Genomic DNA, 15,637 nt, shown 5'->3' with positions numbered 1-15,637 from the left:
GCTGAGCTATCAGGTAATTTTCACTGAGAATTGTCCCTGCTAGACAGGGGCGAAGGGATTCGCCGGTTTTGCGTGTGGCGAGAAAAAGGAAACACACGGAAGCGTGTATGTGCAAGCCCAAAACGGATACACGTTGAAAAAACGGGCATTAGAACCCCTTGTACGAGAATAGCGAAAACAGTACAGAAAAAAACAGGAGGAAAAAATGAGCGAATTACAGAAAATCAGAATCAAGCTGAAAGCTTACGATCATGCCCTTCTCGATCTGAGTGCGGCAAAGATTGTTGAGACAGCCAAGAAGACAGGCGCCGATGTTTCAGGCCCTATACCTCTTCCTACAGAGAAGGAAGTAATCACAATTCTTAGAGCTGTCCACAAGTACAAAGACAGCAGAGAGCAGTTCGAACAGAGAACTCACAAGAGACTCATTGATATCTCAGCAGCGACTGCAAAGACTACAGACGCTCTGACAAAGCTGGAACTTCCAGCTGGAGTTGATATCGAAATCAAACTGTAAACAACCGGGGCGGCAACGCTCACTTAGTATGATTGGGAAACCAATCCGCTGTAAGAATTAGGAGGAAACATATGAAAACATTAGTTGGAAAGAAGATCGGAATGACACAGATCTTCGACGCGGAAGGAACAGTTATTCCGGTAACTGTAATCGAAGCGGGTCCGGAAGTTGTTACACAGATTAAGACTGTTGAGACTGACGGATATGACGCCGTTCAGGTGGCTTACGGTGAGACAAAGCCTCACAGAATCAACAAGCCTATGAAAGGTCATTTTGATAAGGCCGGTGTTGAAGCTAAAAAGCATCTGGTTGAATTCAGAATCGAAGAAGGCGAAGCTTACGAAATCGGACAGACAATCACAGTTGCTGATTTCGAAGAAGGCGTAAAGGTAGACGTAACTGGCGTATCCAAGGGTAAGGGTACACAGGGTAACATCAAGAGACACGGACATCACAGAGGTCCGATGAGCCATGGTTCAAAGCATAAAAGGCTTGCCGGCGCTCTGGCTGGAGCATCCTATCCGGGTAGAGTATTCAAGGGCAACAAAGGTCCTGGAAGAATGGGTAGAGACACTGTAACAGTTCAGAATGTCGACCTTGTAAAAGTTATTGCAGACAGAAACATCATCCTTGTTAAAGGTGCGGTACCGGGAGGCAAAGGCAGCCTGGTGAAAGTGCGCATGGCTATCAAGGGTCAGGGCAAGTAAGACACTTTCGGAAGGAGGAAGAACAATGGCAAAAGTTAAAGTACTGAACATGGCCGGTACTGAAACAGGAACTATAGACCTGAACGATGCTATATTCGGTATCGAACCTAATCAGAACGCGGTCCATGCTGTAGTTAAAAATCATCTGGCTAACAGAAGACAGGGCACACAGTCCGCTAAGACCAGAGGAGAAGTTAGAGGAGGCGGCAGAAAGCCTTTCAGACAGAAGGGAACTGGTCGTCATAGACAGGGTTCCACAACTGACCCTTCACAGGTAGGAGGCGGCGTTGCATTCGCTCCAAAGCCAAGGAGCTACAGATATACGCTTCCTAAGAAGCTCAGAAGACTGGCTATGCTGTCAGCTCTTTCTGCAAAGGTTGCTGAAAACGAAATGATAGTTCTTGATGAACTGAAGTTTGAAGCTCCTAAGACAAAGGAAATGGTAAAAATGCTGGAAAACGTTAAGGCTGGAAAGAAAGCCCTCATCGTTACAGCAGAAAAAGACGAGAATGTAGTTAGATCCGCTGCAAACATCCCGGGCGTTAGAACAGCTCTGGTATCCACAATGAACGTATATGAAATTATCAATCATGACAACTTCATCGTTACAGCGGAAGCGATAAAGAAAATTGAGGAGGTGTATTCATAATGAGAACACCGTACGACGTGATACTGAAGCCTGTTATAACAGAAACTTCCATGGAAGACGCACAGGTAAAGAAATATACTTTCAAAGTCGCAGTAGACGCCAACAAAACCGAAGTTAAAGATGCGGTTGAAGAAATATTCGACGTTGAAGTGGCTAAAGTAAACATCATGAACGTTAAAGGTAAGCTTAAGAGAATGGGAAGAACAGCCGGTTACACAGCAGCTTCTAAGAAAGCTATCGTAACTCTTACTGCTGACAGTAAGGAAATCGAATTCTTCCAGGGACTGTAAGGAGGTACGACGATGGGAATTAAAAAATACAATCCGACTACTCCGGGCTTGAGAGGAATGACAACTTCTACTTTTGAAGAAATCACAACAAGCACTCCGGAGAAATCACTGACCGTCACCCTCAAAAAACACTCAGGAAGAAACTCCAGAGGTAAGATCACTGTTAGACACAGAGGCGGCGGTTACAGACCTAAGTACAGAATAATCGACTTCAAGAGAAACAAAGACGGAATACCTGGTAAGGTTTCCACTATCGAATACGATCCTAACAGAAGCGCAAACATCGCACTGATTGTTTACGCAGATGGTGAAAAGAGATATATCATCGCTCCTGAAGGACTGAAAGTCGGAAATGTAATCGTTTCCGGAGCTGATGCGGATATCAAGGTGGGAAATGCACTGCCACTGGCAAACATTCCTGTAGGTACTATGATTCACAACATCGAGCTGAAGCCTGGAAAGGGTGCTCAGATGGCAAGATCTGCCGGTAACGGAGCTCAGCTGATGGCTAAGGAAGGAAAGTACGCTCAGGTAAGACTGCCATCCGGTGAAGTTAGAAAGGTAAGAATCGAATGCAGAGCCACTGTCGGAGAAGTAGGTAATGCAGATCATGCCAACATCAACATCGGTAAAGCAGGAAGAAAGAGACACATGGGCATCAGACCTACAGTAAGAGGTTCTGTAATGAACCCTAACGACCATCCACACGGAGGTGGTGAAGGTAAGGCCGGAATCGGTCGTGTAGGCCCTGTGACACCTTGGGGTAAGCCTGCTCTTGGTTACAAGACAAGAAAGAAAAAGAATCAGTCCGATAAGTACATCGTTAAGAGAAGAAACGAAAAATAAAAGGAAGGAGCATGAACAATGGGTAGATCACTTAAGAAGGGCCCTTTCGTCAATGCGAAGCTTCTCAAAGCAATTGATGAGATGAACGCAGCAAACGAAAAGAAGGTCATCAAGACTTGGTCAAGACCATCTACTATTTTCCCTCAGATGGTGGGACATACTATAGCAGTACATGACGGCAGAAAACATGTGCCTGTATATATAACAGAAGACATGGTAGGTCACAGACTTGGAGAATTTGCTCCAACCAGAACTTACAGAGGACATGCAGCCGACAAGAAATCTAAGTAAGAAAAGGAGATAGGAAAATGGAAGCAAAAGCAGTTGCAAAATATGTAAGAATGTCTCCTATCAAGCTTAAGCCTGTTACCGATCTGGTAAGAGGAAAGGATCTTGCAGAGGCATTGACTATATTGAAATTCACTCCAGGTAAAGGAGCTGAACTGGTAGAAAAAGTAGTGAGATCGGCAGCGGCTAACGCCGAAAACAATTTCGACATGAATGTAGACGATCTGTATGTTGCGGAAATTTACGCAAACCAGGGCCCTACAATGAAGAGATGGAGAGCGGGATCTCAGGGAAGAGCATCTATCATCCTCAAGAGAAGCAGCCACATCGGCGTTACTCTTAAGGAAAGAAGCGCAGAAAAGGAGGTTCAGTAAATGGGTCAGAAAGTAAGTCCGCACGGTCTCAGAGTCGGAATCATAAAGGACTGGGGCTCAAAATGGTATGCAGATAAGAATAACTTTGCAGATTACCTCATCGAAGATAATAAGGTAAGAGAATTTGTAAAGAAGAAGCTTTACGCAGCCGGAGTTTCCAAGGTTGTAATCGAAAGACCTGAAGAAAATAAGATTAAGATTATCATCGCAACAGGAAGACCTGGTATGGTAATCGGAAGATCCGGAGACGGAATTGAACAGCTCAAGGCTGATCTGGTTAAGCTCACAGGAAAGACTGTTGATATCGATATCAGAGAAGTAAGAAGAGCTGAACTGGACGCCCAGCTGACAGCTGAAAGCATTGCCCAGGCTCTGGAAAGAAGAATCGCATTTAGAAGAGCGATGAAGCAGGCCATAGGCAGAACAATGAAAGCTAACGCTAAGGGTATTAAAGTACTGGTATCCGGCAGACTCGGAGGAGCTGAAATCGCAAGAAGCGAATCCTACAGCGAAGGAAACGTTCCTCTCCATACTCTGAGAGCCGACATCGATTACGGATTTGCCGAAGCTGATACTACATACGGTAAGATCGGCGTAAAGGTTTGGATAAACCACGGTGAAATCCTTGATAAGGGACTTCAGAGCATCGTTCGTGAAGAAAAGAACGAAGGAAGAAAGAACGACAGAAGAAAAGGCGGCAGAAGAAGAGACGGCGAAAGAAGACCAAGGAGAAATCCTAGGGAAAACAGAGCTGAGCTGCCAAAGGCTGTAAATCCGAGAGTTAGAAATACTCCTAAGGAAGAGCCAAAAGCACAGGAGCCTGAAGTAGAAGCTCCACAGGTTGAAAATGAAGCAGTTGAAACAGCAACTGAAGAATAGACTACAGAAGGAGGATACTAGCCATGTTAATGCCAAAGCGCGTTAAACGAAGAAGAGTCCACAGAGGCAGGATGACAGGTAAGGCTACACGTGGTAACAAAGTTACTTACGGTGAATACGGCCTTGTAGCTCTGGAACCTGCATGGATAACCTCTAACCAGATCGAGGCTGCCAGAGTAGCCATGACAAGATCTATTAAAAGAGGCGGTAAAGTATATATAAAGATATTCCCACATAAGTCGGTAACAAAGAAGCCGGCAGAAGTACGAATGGGTTCCGGTAAAGGTTCACCTGAGTACTGGGTAGCGGTAGTAAAGCCAGGCAGAGTAATGTTTGAAATGGAAGGATGTACTGAAGCTCAGGCAAGAGAAGCTATGAGACTGGCATCCCACAAGCTGCCTATCAAGTGTAAATTCGTCATCAAGGGCGAAGAAGTAAAGGACGGTGAAGCATAATGGAACTGAATAAAATAAGGGAAATGTCCGATATGGAACTTAATGCTGAACTGTTGAAAATGAAGAAGGATCTGTTCAATCTGAGATTCCAGCATGTTACAGGTCAGCTTGAAAACCCACTCAAACTCAGAGAGATGAAGAGAGATATTGCAAGAATAAAGACAATCATCAGAGAAAAAGAGCTTGAAGCTCAGGCTAAATAAGAAAGGAGGATGTGATTATGACAGTTGAAAGAAACAGAAGAAAAACAAGAGTCGGTATTGTCGTTAGTGACAAGATGGATAAGACCATCACAGTTGCACTGGAAGACTTCGTAAGACATTCTCTTTATGGAAAAGCCGTAAAGACTACTAAGAAAGTCAAAGCTCATGATGAGAACAACGAATGCAATATCGGAGATAAGGTAAGAATAATGGAGACAAGACCTCTTTCCAAGGATAAGAGATGGAGACTTGTCAGCATAGTAGAGAAAGTTAAATAAGGAGGCACCGTAAATGATTCAGACAGAAACAAGATTAAGAGTCGCTGACAACTCCGGTGCGAAAGAACTTTTGTGTATTCGTATCCTCGGCGGAACAAGCCGTAAATATGCGAATATCGGAGACGTGATCGTTTGTGCTGTTAAGGAGGCTTCTCCTGGCGGAATGGTCAAGAAAGGCGATGTGGTAAAAGCAGTCGTGGTTAGAAGCAAAAAAGGCGTTAGAAGAGAAGATGGAAGCTACGTTAAATTCGACCAGAACGCTGCTGTAGTAATAAAAGAAGATAAGAACCCTGTAGGAACACGTATCTTCGGACCTGTTGCCAGAGAGCTCAGAGACAAGAACTATATGAAGATAGTGTCATTGGCACCGGAAGTATTATAGGAGGTCTAACAGGATGCGAATTAAAAAAGGTGATACGGTAATAGTAATTACCGGTAAAGATAAGGGCAAGAAGGGCGAAGTTATAAAAGCCATGCCTAAAGAAAACAGAGTAATCGTCGAAGGCGTTAACGTTCAGACAAAGCATCAGAAACAGACAAGGACAGCTTCTTCCGAAATCAAACATCAGGAAGGTCCTATCCACGTTTCCAACGTGATGCTCTATGACGAAAAAGCTAAAGCCGGCACAAGAGTTGGTTACAAAATGGACGGCGATAAGAAAGTAAGAGTCGCTAAGAAGAGCGGCAATGTAATAGATTAAGGAAAGGAGGAGACGATTTGGCAGCTAGATTACAGGAAACTTACAAAAACGACGTGTTCAACGCCATGATGGACAAGTTTAACTATAAAAATCCTATGGAAGTACCTAAGCTGGAAAAGATCACTATCAACATCGGTCTGGGTGAAGCCAAGGACAATGCTAAGCTGATGGAAACAGCGGTAGAAGAGCTGGCAGTAATCTCCGGACAGAAACCGGTAATTACAAAGGCAAAGAAATCCATCGCGAACTTCAAGGTTAGACAGGGAATGCCTGTTGGTACCAAAGTAACTCTCAGAGGCGAGAACATGTACGTGTTCGCGGATAAATTCTTCAACATCGCTCTTCCGAGAGTAAGAGACTTCAAAGGCGTCAGCAAGAATTCCTTCGATGGAAGAGGAAACTACTCCATGGGTATCAAGGAACAGCTGATATTCCCAGAGATCAACTATGATAAGGTAGATCTTATCAAAGGTATGAACATCGTATTTACAACAACAGCAAAGACAGACGAAGAAGCTCTGGAACTTCTCAGACTTCTCGGAATGCCATTTGAGAAATAGGAGGGAAACATGGCCAGAAAAGCTCTGAAAGTAAAACAGCAGAGAAAGCCTAAGTATTCTACAAGGGCTTACACAAGATGCAGGATCTGCGGAAGGCCGCATTCTGTTCTGAAAAAATATGGCATTTGCCGTATTTGCTTCAGAGAGCTTGCTTACAAAGGTGAAATCCCTGGCGTAAAGAAAGCAAGCTGGTAGTTATAGGAATTTACTAAGTTGCCGAAAGGCAAAACTGGTAGAGGAAGGAGACAAACTGTAATGACAATGACAGATCCAATAGCAGATATGCTAACAAGAATCAGAAATGCCAATACTGTAGGTCACAAGACAGTGGAGATACCTGCTTCTAGGATTAAGAAGTCCATCGCAGGTATACTTCTCGAAGAAGGCTACATTAATGGATTTGAAGTTATAGAAGATGACAAGCAGGGCGTTATCAAAATTGAAATGAAATACGGTCCTGCAGGCGAAAAAGTTATCAACGGAATCAAGAAGATTTCCAAGCCGGGCCTTAAGGTTTATGCTAAGGCATGTGATGTTCCAAGAGTTCTGGGCGGACTGGGTATCGCAATCATCTCCACTTCTAAGGGAGTTGTAAGCGACAAGGAAGCCAGAAAAATGGGAGTTGGCGGCGAAGTAATCTGTTATGTATGGTAGGAGGAGTTTGAAATGTCAAGAATAGGAATTAAACCTGTTGATCTTCCTGCTGGCGTAGAAGTAAAGGTCGACGGCAATGTAGTTACCGTAAAGGGACCTAAGGGCGAATTACAGGAACAGATTAGCAGCAGATTAACAGTAGAAATCAAAGACGGAGTTCTGACTGTGTCAAGACCGACAGACAGCAAGGCTGACAAGGCTCAGCACGGACTGGCAAGAACTCTTATAGCAAATATGGTAACAGGCGTTACCGAAGGATATGAAAAGAAGCTTGAACTTATCGGTGTAGGTTACAGAGCCGAAAAGAAAGGCGATACACTGGTTATGAACCTTGGCTTCTCACATCCAGTAGAAATGAAGGACCCGGAAGGCATTACTACAGAAGCGCCTTCAGCAACAGAAGTTACTGTTAAGGGTATAGATAAAGCGCTGGTGGGCCAGTATGCGGCTAACATCAGAGCATGGAGAAAACCTGAACCTTACAAGGGCAAGGGTATCAGATACGTTGGTGAATACGTACGTAGAAAAGAGGGTAAAGCCGGAGTTAAAGGCGACTAAGGAAAGGAGTAGAAGATCATGGCTAAAGATACAAGAGCTAGCAGACGTGCTGCAAGACACGCCAGAGTTAGAAAAGATGTTCATGGCACTCCTGAAAGACCTAGGATGTGCGTGTTCAGAAGCAATAAGAACATTTCCGTACAGGTTATCGATGACGTGCACGGAGTTACACTGGCATCTGCTTCAACACTGGAAAAGGAACTTGGAATCGCTAACGGCGGTAACAAGGAAGCAGCAAAGCAGATTGGTGAAGTTATAGCTAAGAGAGCGCTGGAAAAAGGCATCGAAACAGTTGCTTTTGACAGAGGCGGATTCTTATATCACGGAAGAGTTAAAGAATTGGCAGACGGCGCGCGTGAAGCCGGATTAAAATTCTAACGGAGGTAAAGCATGAGAAATACGATCGATGCATCCAAATTGGACCTGAAAGAAACTATCGTCAATATAAGAAGAGTTGCTAAGACTGTCAAAGGCGGTAGAAACATGAGATTCAGCGTTACTATCGTTGTAGGCGATGGTGAAGGTCATGTAGGCGTTGGTCTCGGCAAGGCGCAGGAAATTCCTGAAGCCGTTAGAAAGGCCACAGAAGATGCTAAAAAGAAACTGATATATGTTCCTACAGTAGGTACTACAATTCCTCACAGGAACGTGGGAGTGTTCGGAGCAGGAAGAGTTCTTCTCATGCCTGCTGCAGAAGGTACAGGCGTAATCGCAGGTTCCTCTGTAAGAACAGTTCTGGAACTTGCCGGAGTTAAGGATGTAAGAGCTAAGTCCATTGGCTCAAACAACACTGCTAACATGGCTTATGCTACTATCGAAGGTCTGAAGAACATGATGACTGTAGAAAAGGTAAGCAAGCTGAGAGGCAAGACTAAGGAAGAGATTTTAGGATAGGAGGAAGTAAAGATGGCTAAAATGGTAAAAGTAACTTTAACTAAAAGCTTGATCGGAGCTTCTCCTAGACAGAAGAAAGTTGTAGAAGCTTTGGGATTGAGAAAGATGCACCAGTCAGTTGAACTTCAGGACAACGAAATGACAAGAGGTGCCATTAATAAGGTTCCGCATCTTCTCACAGTAGAAGAACTTTAAGGAGGTGCGAGGATTATGAAACTTCATGAACTCAGAGCGGTTGAAGGAGCTACTAAAAACCGCAAAAGAAGAGGCCGCGGTACTGCCACAGGACAGGGTAAGACAGGCGGCAGAGGTATGAACGGTCAGAAGTCCAGATCCGGCGGCGGCGTTAGACCTGGATTTGAAGGTGGCCAGATGCCTCTTTATAGAAGAATTCCTAAGAGAGGATTCACAAACATCTGGAGAAAAGAGTATGAAATAGTTAATGTTGAAGCTCTTAACAGATTCGAAGCAGGAACTGTAATCACTCCAGAACTGCTTATCGAAGAGGGAATGGTTAAACAGGTAAAAGACGGAATCAAAATTTTAGGCAACGGTAACCTTGAAAAAGCCCTTACGGTACAGGCACAGAAATTCACAAAATCCGCTTTGGAAAAGATCGAGGCAGCCGGAGGAAAGGCTCAGGTGATCTAAAATGGGCGGGCTTTCGACACTTGTAAAGGCATGGAAGACACCGGACATGAGGAAGAAGATTATCTTCACTCTCCTCATGCTGGTTGTATTCAGAATAGGATCCAACATCCCGGTGCCTGGTATTGACAGAGAAATTCTCAGTCAGACCTTCGCTGACGGGGGCAACGGTCTTATCGACCTGTTCAACCTGTTTTCCGGTGGAGCCTTTGCGAATATGACAATATTCGCACTGAGTATCACGCCTTACATTACGGCGTCTATCATATTTCAGCTGCTGACCATTGCTATCCCTAGACTGGAAGCAGTCGCAAAGGAAGGCTTAGAAGGAAGAAAGAAAATAGCACGCTGGACCAGATATCTGACAGTGGTGCTGGCGCTGATACAGGCCATAGGTGTTACTATCGGTATGTTCAGAAGTGCGCTTATAAGCACTAACTTCTTCTCAGTTGCTGTAATTGTACTGGTGCTTTCCGCAGGTACTGCCTTCCTGATGTGGTTGGGTGAACAGATTAATGAGAATGGTATCGGTAACGGTATATCACTCATAATCTTTGCCGGCATCATAGCAAGGCTGCCAAGCGGCATACACAACATATGGCTAAGCCTTAAGGACGGCACAATAAGCTATATGACTGTAGCACTGTTTATAGTATTTGCTGTACTGGTTATCATAGGCATCATCGAGATCCAGCAGGGTCACAGAAGAGTGCCTGTACAGTATGCAAAGAGAGTAGTAGGAAGAAAAATGTATGGCGGACAGTCATCACATATTCCTATCAAAGTAAACCAGGCGGGTGTAATCCCTGTAATCTTCGCTCTGTCGATATTGCAGTTCCCGCTGACAATAACATATTTCACAGGAAGCGATTCGGATTTTGCTCTTTGGGTTGAAAAATGGCTTTCACCGACAGGATCTCCTGGCGTGTGGTTCTATTCGATACTCAACATACTGCTGATTATCTTCTTTACTTACTTCTATACGGCAGCAACATTTAATCCGGCAGAAGTAGCAAATCAGCTTAAGGCAAATGGTGGTTTCATTCCGGGCATAAGACCTGGCAATGCCACAGTTATGTATCTTAACAATGTAATGTCTAAGATATCCTTTGTAGGAGCAATCTTCCTCGCAGTGGTTGCGACACTTCCTACTCTGGTAGCACAGTTCACAAACCTGGATATCTCTTTCGGAGGTACATCACTTCTGATTGCTGTAGGTGTTGGACTTGATACCATGAAGAGACTTGAGCAGCAGATGGTAATGAGAAATTACCAGGGCTTCCTCAAGTAATAAGGAGGCAGATATGAATTTGATCTTATTGGGACCTCCGGGTGCCGGAAAAGGCACACAGGCGGCCAGAATAGTTGAAAAATACAACATCCCTCATATATCCACCGGCGATATCTTCAGAAAGAACATTTCCGAAGGTACAAAGCTGGGCAAGAAAGCTAAGGAATATATGGACAGGGGAGAACTGGTACCGGACAGCCTGGTCATAGAAATCGCTACGGACAGACTGACCGAAGATGATTGCGCAGACGGATTTCTGCTTGACGGATTTCCAAGAACAGTGGAACAGGCAGTTGCCCTGGATGCTTTCCTAGGTGGCAGAGGCGAGAAGATAAATCATGTTCTCGATATAGATGTTCCAAAGGAAGAGCTGATGACAAGACTCATCGGCAGACGTGTTTGCAAGGAATGCGGAGCGACATATCATGTTACAAACATGCCTCCGACAAAGGAAGGCATCTGTGACAAATGTGGCGGAGAGCTGATACAGAGAGCTGATGATACGGAGGCAACTGTGGAAAACAGAATCGAAGTATACAACAGACAGACAAAGCCTCTGCTGGATTACTATGATAAGACAGGAAACATCGTTCATCTGGACGGATCCATCGGCTTTGAAAAGCTGTTTGCCCAGATAACCGAAATACTGGGAGAATAAGCGGTATGATCATCATCAAGTCAAAACAGGAGATAGACATAATGAGGGAGGCCGGCAAGGTCACCGGAGATGTTCTCAGAAAGCTTGAGGACTTTGTAAAACCGGGTATAAGCACCTGGGATATTGACCGGTTTGTGGAAGAGCATATTATCGGACACAAAATGACACCGTCCTTTAAAGGACTTTACGGATTTCCGGCCAGCGCCTGTGTATCGGTGAACGAAGAAGTGGTACATGGTATACCGTCAAAGAAAAGAATCCTCAAAGAGGGTGATATAGTCAGCGTAGATGTGGGATCCACATATAAAGGATACTGCAGCGACGCGGCAAGGACCTATCCGGTGGGTGCCATAAGCGCTGTGGCGGCTCACCTGATAGAAGCCACAAGGGACAGCTTCTTTGAAGGAATTAAGTTCTGTAAAGTCGGTAACAGACTTTCGGATATCTCTCATGCCATACAGATGAAGGCTGAGGGAGAAGGCTTTTCCGTTATAAGGGATTACGTGGGTCATGGTGTCGGAAGAGATATGCATGAGGATCCGCAGATTCCAAACTTCGGAAAACCGGGCAGAGGACCGAGACTGGCTGAAGGCATGGTGTTTGCCATTGAGCCTATGATAGCTGAAGGTCATTACGATACGGAAGTCCTTTTAAACGACTGGACGGTAGTAACCGTTGACGGGAAACTGTCAGCCCATTATGAAAATACTGTTGTTGTAACGGACGGTGAGCCTGAATTGCTTACCCTGTAAATGAGAGGTGTATGAGTTGGCAAAAAAAGATGTAATTGAAGCCGAAGGCGTTGTAGTAGACGCTCAGCCAAACGCGATGTTTGTAGTCAGGCTGGAAACCGGACATGAGGTGCTCGCCCATGTATCCGGCAAAATAAGGATGAACTTCATAAGAATTCTTCCGGGAGATAAAGTAAAGGTTGAACTTTCTCCTTACGATCTCACAAGAGGAAGAATTACTTGGAGAGAGAAATAGGAGGTTTAAGAGATGAAGGTAAGAGCATCGGTAAAACCTATCTGTGAAAAGTGCAAGGTCATTAAGAGAAAAGGCAAAGTAATGGTCATTTGCGAAAATCCTAAGCACAAGCAGAAGCAGGGTTAAATCATCACAACAAGTGATTAAGTTATAATTTATTTGAACATCCCGTTTATATTACGCCCCTCGAGGCTGCGTGACGGAAGATGGGAACAGGAGGAAAATATGGCTCGTATAGCCGGAGTTGACTTGCCTAGAGACAAGAGGATAGAAATAGGCCTCACATATATCTACGGCATAGGAAGACAGACAGCTAAAGTTATACTTGAAAAAGCAGGAGTAGATCCTAATGTAAGAGTTAAGGATCTTTCTGAAGAAGAAGCAGGTAAGATTAGACAGATTATCGATAACGAATACGATGTAGAAGGTGATCTTAGAAGAGAAGTATCTCTTAACATTAAGAGACTTATGGAAATCGGATGCTACAGAGGCATCAGGCACAGAAGAGGCCTTCCTGTAAGAGGACAGAAAACAAAGACAAACGCTAGAACTCGTAAAGGTCCTAAGAAGACTGTAGGAAGAAAGAAGAAGTAAAGGAGGTAGAATAAGATGGCTAAAGCTGTAAAAAAAGCAGTTAGAAAGAAAAGAAAAGAGCGCAAAAATATTGAAAAAGGCCAAGCACATATTCAGTCTACCTTTAACAATACTCTTGTAACTCTTACAGACATGGACGGTAATGCTCTCTCATGGTCGAGCGCGGGTTCTCTCGGCTTTAAGGGATCAAGAAAATCCACACCGTTTGCAGCGCAGATGGCAGCTGAAGAAGCAGCAAAGGGCGCTATGGAACACGGTCTTAAAACAGTTGAAGTTTACGTAAAGGGTCCGGGATCCGGAAGAGAAGCGGCTATAAGAGCCCTTCAGACTGCGGGACTTAATATCACTATGATTAAAGATATTACACCAATTCCGCACAACGGATGCAGACCACCAAAGAAGAGAAGAGTCTAATTGAAAGGAGGAGAAAGAGAATATGGCAAGATATAGAGAAGCAAACTGCAGATTATGCAGAAGAGAAGGTCAGAAGCTTTTCTTGAAGGGCGACAGATGCTATAGCGAAAAGTGCGCACTTGAAAGAAGAAATTTCCCTCCTGGACAGCACGGACAGGGAAGAAAGAAGGTTTCCGAATACGGACTTCAGCTGAGAGAAAAGCAGAAGGCGAAGAGATTTTACGGACTTCAGGAGACTCAGTTCAGAAATCTGTTCGACAAGGCAGTAAGAAAGCAGGGTAAAGCAGGTGAAAACCTCCTGATCATGCTCGAAACAAGATTGGACAATGTAGTGTTCAGACTGGGCTTTGCTTCTTCCAGAAAGGAAGCAAGACAGCTGGTAGTTCACGGACACTTCACTATAAACGGAAAGAAAGCCAACATTCCATCAATGGCAGTTAAGGCTGGAGATGTAATCGCGGTTAAGGAAAAGAGCACAAATTCTCCTAAGTTCAAGGAAATCAAAGATATGACTATAACAGTCCCTGCATGGCTGAGCGTAGATGTAAACAAGCTTGAAGGACAGGTTCTTTCCATTCCTACAAGGGAACAGATTGATACTCCTGTTGCAGAGCATCTGATCGTTGAGCTGTACTCTAAGTAATGGGTAGAAATTACAAGTTACTTGGAAAGAAAGGAGGTTCGCAGTGATAGAGATAGAAAAGCCTGAAATAGAATGTATATTTAACGAAGAAGATTCCAACTACGGGAAATTTATCGTAGAGCCATTGGAAAGAGGTTATGGTACTACACTGGGAAACAGCTTGAGAAGAATACTGCTCAGCTCCCTTCCTGGAGCAGCAGTTACATCTGTAAAGATTGACGGTATACTTCATGAATTCTCCACAATTCCTGGAGTTAAGGAAGATGTTACCGAAATCATTCTCAATCTGAAAAAGCTGGCCGTAAGGCTCAACGGTGCTGAAGACACTATGCAGGCGATGATAAATGCGGTGGGACCTAAAGAGGTTACAGCGGCAGACATCATCGGCGACGCAGACATGGAAATTTTCAACCCGGATCTGCACATTGCCACATTGGAAGAAAACGCCACACTGGTAATGACTATAAATCTGGCTAAGGGCAGAGGATATGTTTCTGCAGAACAGAACAAGACAGAGGATACTCCGATTTCTGTTATTCCTGTGGATTCAATCTTCACTCCTGTCAGAAAGGTGAACTTTACTGTTGAAAACACCAGAGTAGGTCAGATCACGGATTACGACAAACTCATTTTGGAAATATGGACAGATGGTTCCATCAGACCTGAAGAAGGCGTTTCCATAGGAGCAAAGATCATGCATGAACATCTTGATCTGTTTATACAGCTTACTGAGGAAACAACTAATATGGAATTCATGGTGGAAAAGGAAGAGGACCAGAAGGAAATCAATCTTGAAAAGAGCATTGACGATCTGGAACTGTCCGTACGTTCCTACAACTGCCTGAAGAGGGCAGCCATCAACACGGTGGGAGAACTGACCCAGAAGTCCGAAGAGGATATGATGAAAGTCAGAAATCTGGGTAAGAAATCCCTAGACGAAGTAAAGCAGAAGCTGGCAGAACTTGGTCTGGGACTTCGTGAAAGCGATGAGTAACTGAAAGGAGAAAAATAATGCCAGGATATAGAAAACTGGGCAGACCTTCAGCTCATAGAAAAGCTATGCTGAGAAATCTCGTAACTGACCTGTTCAGAGAGGAAAGAATCTCAACAACAGCCCACAGAGCTAAGGAAGCCAGAAAAGAAGCTGAAAAGATGATTACGCTTGCAAAGCGCGGCGATCTTCACGCAAGAAGACAGGTGCTTGCATACGTTTATGATGAAGACGTAGTAACTAAGCTCTTCGACGACATTGCGCCAAGATATGCTGAAAGAAACGGCGGATACACTAGAATCCTCAAGCTGGGTCCTAGACAGGGAGACTGTGCAGAAGTAGTATTCCTGGAACTGGTATAAGCCGGAAAAAGGTAATAACCTAAGCGTAAAAAATACCCGTCACCTGATTTAGTCAGGGACGGGTTTTTCTTGGTTCTATGTCAAATGTTGGGGTAGAACTCATAAAATGAGATCATAGGCTGGCAGAGTGTATATTCACTCTGTCAGTTTCTTTATGTTAATGAATGCATGATTCTTGCTCTGAATCTCTTAAAAT

At 44.3% G+C, this 15,637-nt stretch carries 30 protein-coding genes and 1 pseudogene; all 31 read left to right on the top strand.

From position 1 onward, the window contains the following. The first annotated feature begins 205 nt into the window (after positions 1 to 205). The gene (gene rpsJ / locus INF20_RS07315; RefSeq protein ID WP_226385722.1) at positions 206 to 517 is read left to right on the top strand and encodes a 30S ribosomal protein S10; all 312 of its coding nucleotides are present in this window, start codon (positions 206 to 208) and stop codon (positions 515 to 517) included. 71 nt (positions 518 to 588) lie between these two features. Then, positions 589 to 1,224 carry a 50S ribosomal protein L3 gene (rplC, locus tag INF20_RS07310; RefSeq protein ID WP_226385721.1) on the top strand — a complete coding sequence of 212 codons (636 nt, stop codon included), beginning with the start codon at positions 589 to 591 and terminating at the stop codon, positions 1,222 to 1,224. A 25-nt stretch (positions 1,225 to 1,249) separates the two neighbouring features. Further along, positions 1,250 to 1,873 carry a 50S ribosomal protein L4 gene (gene rplD, locus INF20_RS07305; protein WP_226385720.1) on the top strand — a complete coding sequence of 208 codons (624 nt, stop codon included), beginning with the start codon at positions 1,250 to 1,252 and terminating at the stop codon, positions 1,871 to 1,873. Next, positions 1,873 to 2,163 (top strand): 50S ribosomal protein L23, encoded by a 291-nt coding sequence (rplW, locus tag INF20_RS07300; RefSeq protein WP_226385719.1) that lies wholly within the window; start codon positions 1,873 to 1,875, stop codon positions 2,161 to 2,163. Before rplD ends, rplW begins: the two co-directional genes overlap by 1 nt. Before the next feature lie 12 nt (positions 2,164 to 2,175). Beyond that, positions 2,176 to 3,009, top strand: a complete 834-nt coding sequence (rplB, locus tag INF20_RS07295) for a 50S ribosomal protein L2 (RefSeq protein ID WP_226385718.1) — start codon at positions 2,176 to 2,178, stop codon at positions 3,007 to 3,009. Positions 3,010 to 3,027: 18 nt separating this feature from the next. Next, entirely contained in the window at positions 3,028 to 3,300 is a 273-nt protein-coding gene (gene rpsS / locus INF20_RS07290) for a 30S ribosomal protein S19 (RefSeq protein WP_226385717.1), read from the top strand. Between the two features lie 17 nt (positions 3,301 to 3,317). After that, positions 3,318 to 3,671 carry a 50S ribosomal protein L22 gene (rplV, locus tag INF20_RS07285; protein ID WP_226385716.1) on the top strand — a complete coding sequence of 118 codons (354 nt, stop codon included), beginning with the start codon at positions 3,318 to 3,320 and terminating at the stop codon, positions 3,669 to 3,671. Then, positions 3,672 to 4,343 (top strand): annotated as a pseudogene (gene rpsC / locus INF20_RS07280) (30S ribosomal protein S3); the annotation flags it as partial. It abuts the gene before it with no gap. Positions 4,344 to 4,573: 230 nt separating this feature from the next. Beyond that, entirely contained in the window at positions 4,574 to 5,005 is a 432-nt protein-coding gene (gene rplP, locus INF20_RS07275; RefSeq protein ID WP_226385714.1) for a 50S ribosomal protein L16, read from the top strand. After that, a complete protein-coding gene (rpmC, locus tag INF20_RS07270) occupies positions 5,005 to 5,208 on the top strand; it encodes a 50S ribosomal protein L29 (protein WP_226385713.1) in 204 nt (67 codons plus the stop codon). The genes rplP and rpmC overlap by 1 nt, the downstream gene beginning before the upstream one ends. Before the next feature lie 17 nt (positions 5,209 to 5,225). Then, complete coding sequence (gene rpsQ / locus INF20_RS07265) at positions 5,226 to 5,486, top strand: 30S ribosomal protein S17 (RefSeq protein ID WP_226385712.1); 261 nt, start codon at positions 5,226 to 5,228, stop codon at positions 5,484 to 5,486. 13 nt (positions 5,487 to 5,499) lie between these two features. Beyond that, complete coding sequence (gene rplN / locus INF20_RS07260) at positions 5,500 to 5,868, top strand: 50S ribosomal protein L14 (RefSeq protein WP_226385711.1); 369 nt, start codon at positions 5,500 to 5,502, stop codon at positions 5,866 to 5,868. 13 nt (positions 5,869 to 5,881) lie between these two features. Next, complete coding sequence (gene rplX / locus INF20_RS07255) at positions 5,882 to 6,187, top strand: 50S ribosomal protein L24 (RefSeq protein ID WP_226385710.1); 306 nt, start codon at positions 5,882 to 5,884, stop codon at positions 6,185 to 6,187. A 17-nt stretch (positions 6,188 to 6,204) separates the two neighbouring features. Next, positions 6,205 to 6,747, top strand: coding sequence for a 50S ribosomal protein L5 (rplE, locus tag INF20_RS07250; RefSeq protein WP_226385709.1), 543 nt, complete (start codon positions 6,205 to 6,207; stop codon positions 6,745 to 6,747). 9 nt (positions 6,748 to 6,756) lie between these two features. After that, positions 6,757 to 6,942, top strand: coding sequence for a type Z 30S ribosomal protein S14 (locus INF20_RS07245; RefSeq protein WP_226385708.1), 186 nt, complete (start codon positions 6,757 to 6,759; stop codon positions 6,940 to 6,942). 60 nt (positions 6,943 to 7,002) lie between these two features. Further along, complete coding sequence (gene rpsH, locus INF20_RS07240) at positions 7,003 to 7,401, top strand: 30S ribosomal protein S8 (protein ID WP_226385707.1); 399 nt, start codon at positions 7,003 to 7,005, stop codon at positions 7,399 to 7,401. Between the two features lie 12 nt (positions 7,402 to 7,413). Continuing rightward, a complete protein-coding gene (gene rplF / locus INF20_RS07235; RefSeq protein WP_226385706.1) occupies positions 7,414 to 7,959 on the top strand; it encodes a 50S ribosomal protein L6 in 546 nt (181 codons plus the stop codon). An 18-nt stretch (positions 7,960 to 7,977) separates the two neighbouring features. Next, entirely contained in the window at positions 7,978 to 8,337 is a 360-nt protein-coding gene (rplR, locus tag INF20_RS07230; protein WP_226385705.1) for a 50S ribosomal protein L18, read from the top strand. Between the two features lie 12 nt (positions 8,338 to 8,349). After that, positions 8,350 to 8,853 carry a 30S ribosomal protein S5 gene (rpsE, locus tag INF20_RS07225; RefSeq protein ID WP_226385704.1) on the top strand — a complete coding sequence of 168 codons (504 nt, stop codon included), beginning with the start codon at positions 8,350 to 8,352 and terminating at the stop codon, positions 8,851 to 8,853. 12 nt (positions 8,854 to 8,865) lie between these two features. Continuing rightward, positions 8,866 to 9,048, top strand: a complete 183-nt coding sequence (gene rpmD / locus INF20_RS07220) for a 50S ribosomal protein L30 (RefSeq protein ID WP_226385703.1) — start codon at positions 8,866 to 8,868, stop codon at positions 9,046 to 9,048. Between the two features lie 15 nt (positions 9,049 to 9,063). Continuing rightward, positions 9,064 to 9,504, top strand: a complete 441-nt coding sequence (gene rplO, locus INF20_RS07215; RefSeq protein WP_226385702.1) for a 50S ribosomal protein L15 — start codon at positions 9,064 to 9,066, stop codon at positions 9,502 to 9,504. A gap of 1 nt (position 9,505) precedes the next feature. Further along, complete coding sequence (secY, locus tag INF20_RS07210) at positions 9,506 to 10,792, top strand: preprotein translocase subunit SecY (RefSeq protein ID WP_226385701.1); 1,287 nt, start codon at positions 9,506 to 9,508, stop codon at positions 10,790 to 10,792. A 13-nt stretch (positions 10,793 to 10,805) separates the two neighbouring features. Then, on the top strand, positions 10,806 to 11,450 hold the full coding sequence (locus tag INF20_RS07205) for an adenylate kinase (protein WP_226385700.1): 645 nt from the start codon (positions 10,806 to 10,808) through the stop codon (positions 11,448 to 11,450). Positions 11,451 to 11,455: 5 nt separating this feature from the next. Continuing rightward, positions 11,456 to 12,202: a type I methionyl aminopeptidase gene (map, locus tag INF20_RS07200; protein WP_226385699.1), complete on the top strand. Its 747-nt coding sequence runs from the start codon at positions 11,456 to 11,458 to the stop codon at positions 12,200 to 12,202. Between the two features lie 16 nt (positions 12,203 to 12,218). Continuing rightward, complete coding sequence (infA, locus tag INF20_RS07195; RefSeq protein ID WP_226385698.1) at positions 12,219 to 12,437, top strand: translation initiation factor IF-1; 219 nt, start codon at positions 12,219 to 12,221, stop codon at positions 12,435 to 12,437. Positions 12,438 to 12,449: 12 nt separating this feature from the next. Further along, complete coding sequence (gene rpmJ, locus INF20_RS07190; RefSeq protein ID WP_010095733.1) at positions 12,450 to 12,563, top strand: 50S ribosomal protein L36; 114 nt, start codon at positions 12,450 to 12,452, stop codon at positions 12,561 to 12,563. 99 nt (positions 12,564 to 12,662) lie between these two features. Next, positions 12,663 to 13,031 carry a 30S ribosomal protein S13 gene (rpsM, locus tag INF20_RS07185; protein WP_226385697.1) on the top strand — a complete coding sequence of 123 codons (369 nt, stop codon included), beginning with the start codon at positions 12,663 to 12,665 and terminating at the stop codon, positions 13,029 to 13,031. A gap of 15 nt (positions 13,032 to 13,046) precedes the next feature. Next, positions 13,047 to 13,445 (top strand): 30S ribosomal protein S11, encoded by a 399-nt coding sequence (gene rpsK / locus INF20_RS07180; RefSeq protein ID WP_226385696.1) that lies wholly within the window; start codon positions 13,047 to 13,049, stop codon positions 13,443 to 13,445. A 22-nt stretch (positions 13,446 to 13,467) separates the two neighbouring features. Continuing rightward, on the top strand, positions 13,468 to 14,088 hold the full coding sequence (rpsD, locus tag INF20_RS07175; RefSeq protein ID WP_226385695.1) for a 30S ribosomal protein S4: 621 nt from the start codon (positions 13,468 to 13,470) through the stop codon (positions 14,086 to 14,088). Between the two features lie 43 nt (positions 14,089 to 14,131). Beyond that, entirely contained in the window at positions 14,132 to 15,082 is a 951-nt protein-coding gene (locus tag INF20_RS07170) for a DNA-directed RNA polymerase subunit alpha (protein WP_226385694.1), read from the top strand. A 17-nt stretch (positions 15,083 to 15,099) separates the two neighbouring features. Then, positions 15,100 to 15,441 carry a 50S ribosomal protein L17 gene (rplQ, locus tag INF20_RS07165; protein ID WP_226385693.1) on the top strand — a complete coding sequence of 114 codons (342 nt, stop codon included), beginning with the start codon at positions 15,100 to 15,102 and terminating at the stop codon, positions 15,439 to 15,441. The last annotated feature ends 196 nt before the right edge of the window (positions 15,442 to 15,637 follow it).

Source organism: Gallibacter intestinalis (assembly GCF_014982745.1).
GTDB lineage: Bacteria > Bacillota > Clostridia > Peptostreptococcales > Anaerovoracaceae > Gallibacter > Gallibacter intestinalis.
This window is presented reverse-complemented; position numbering and strand designations above follow the sequence as displayed.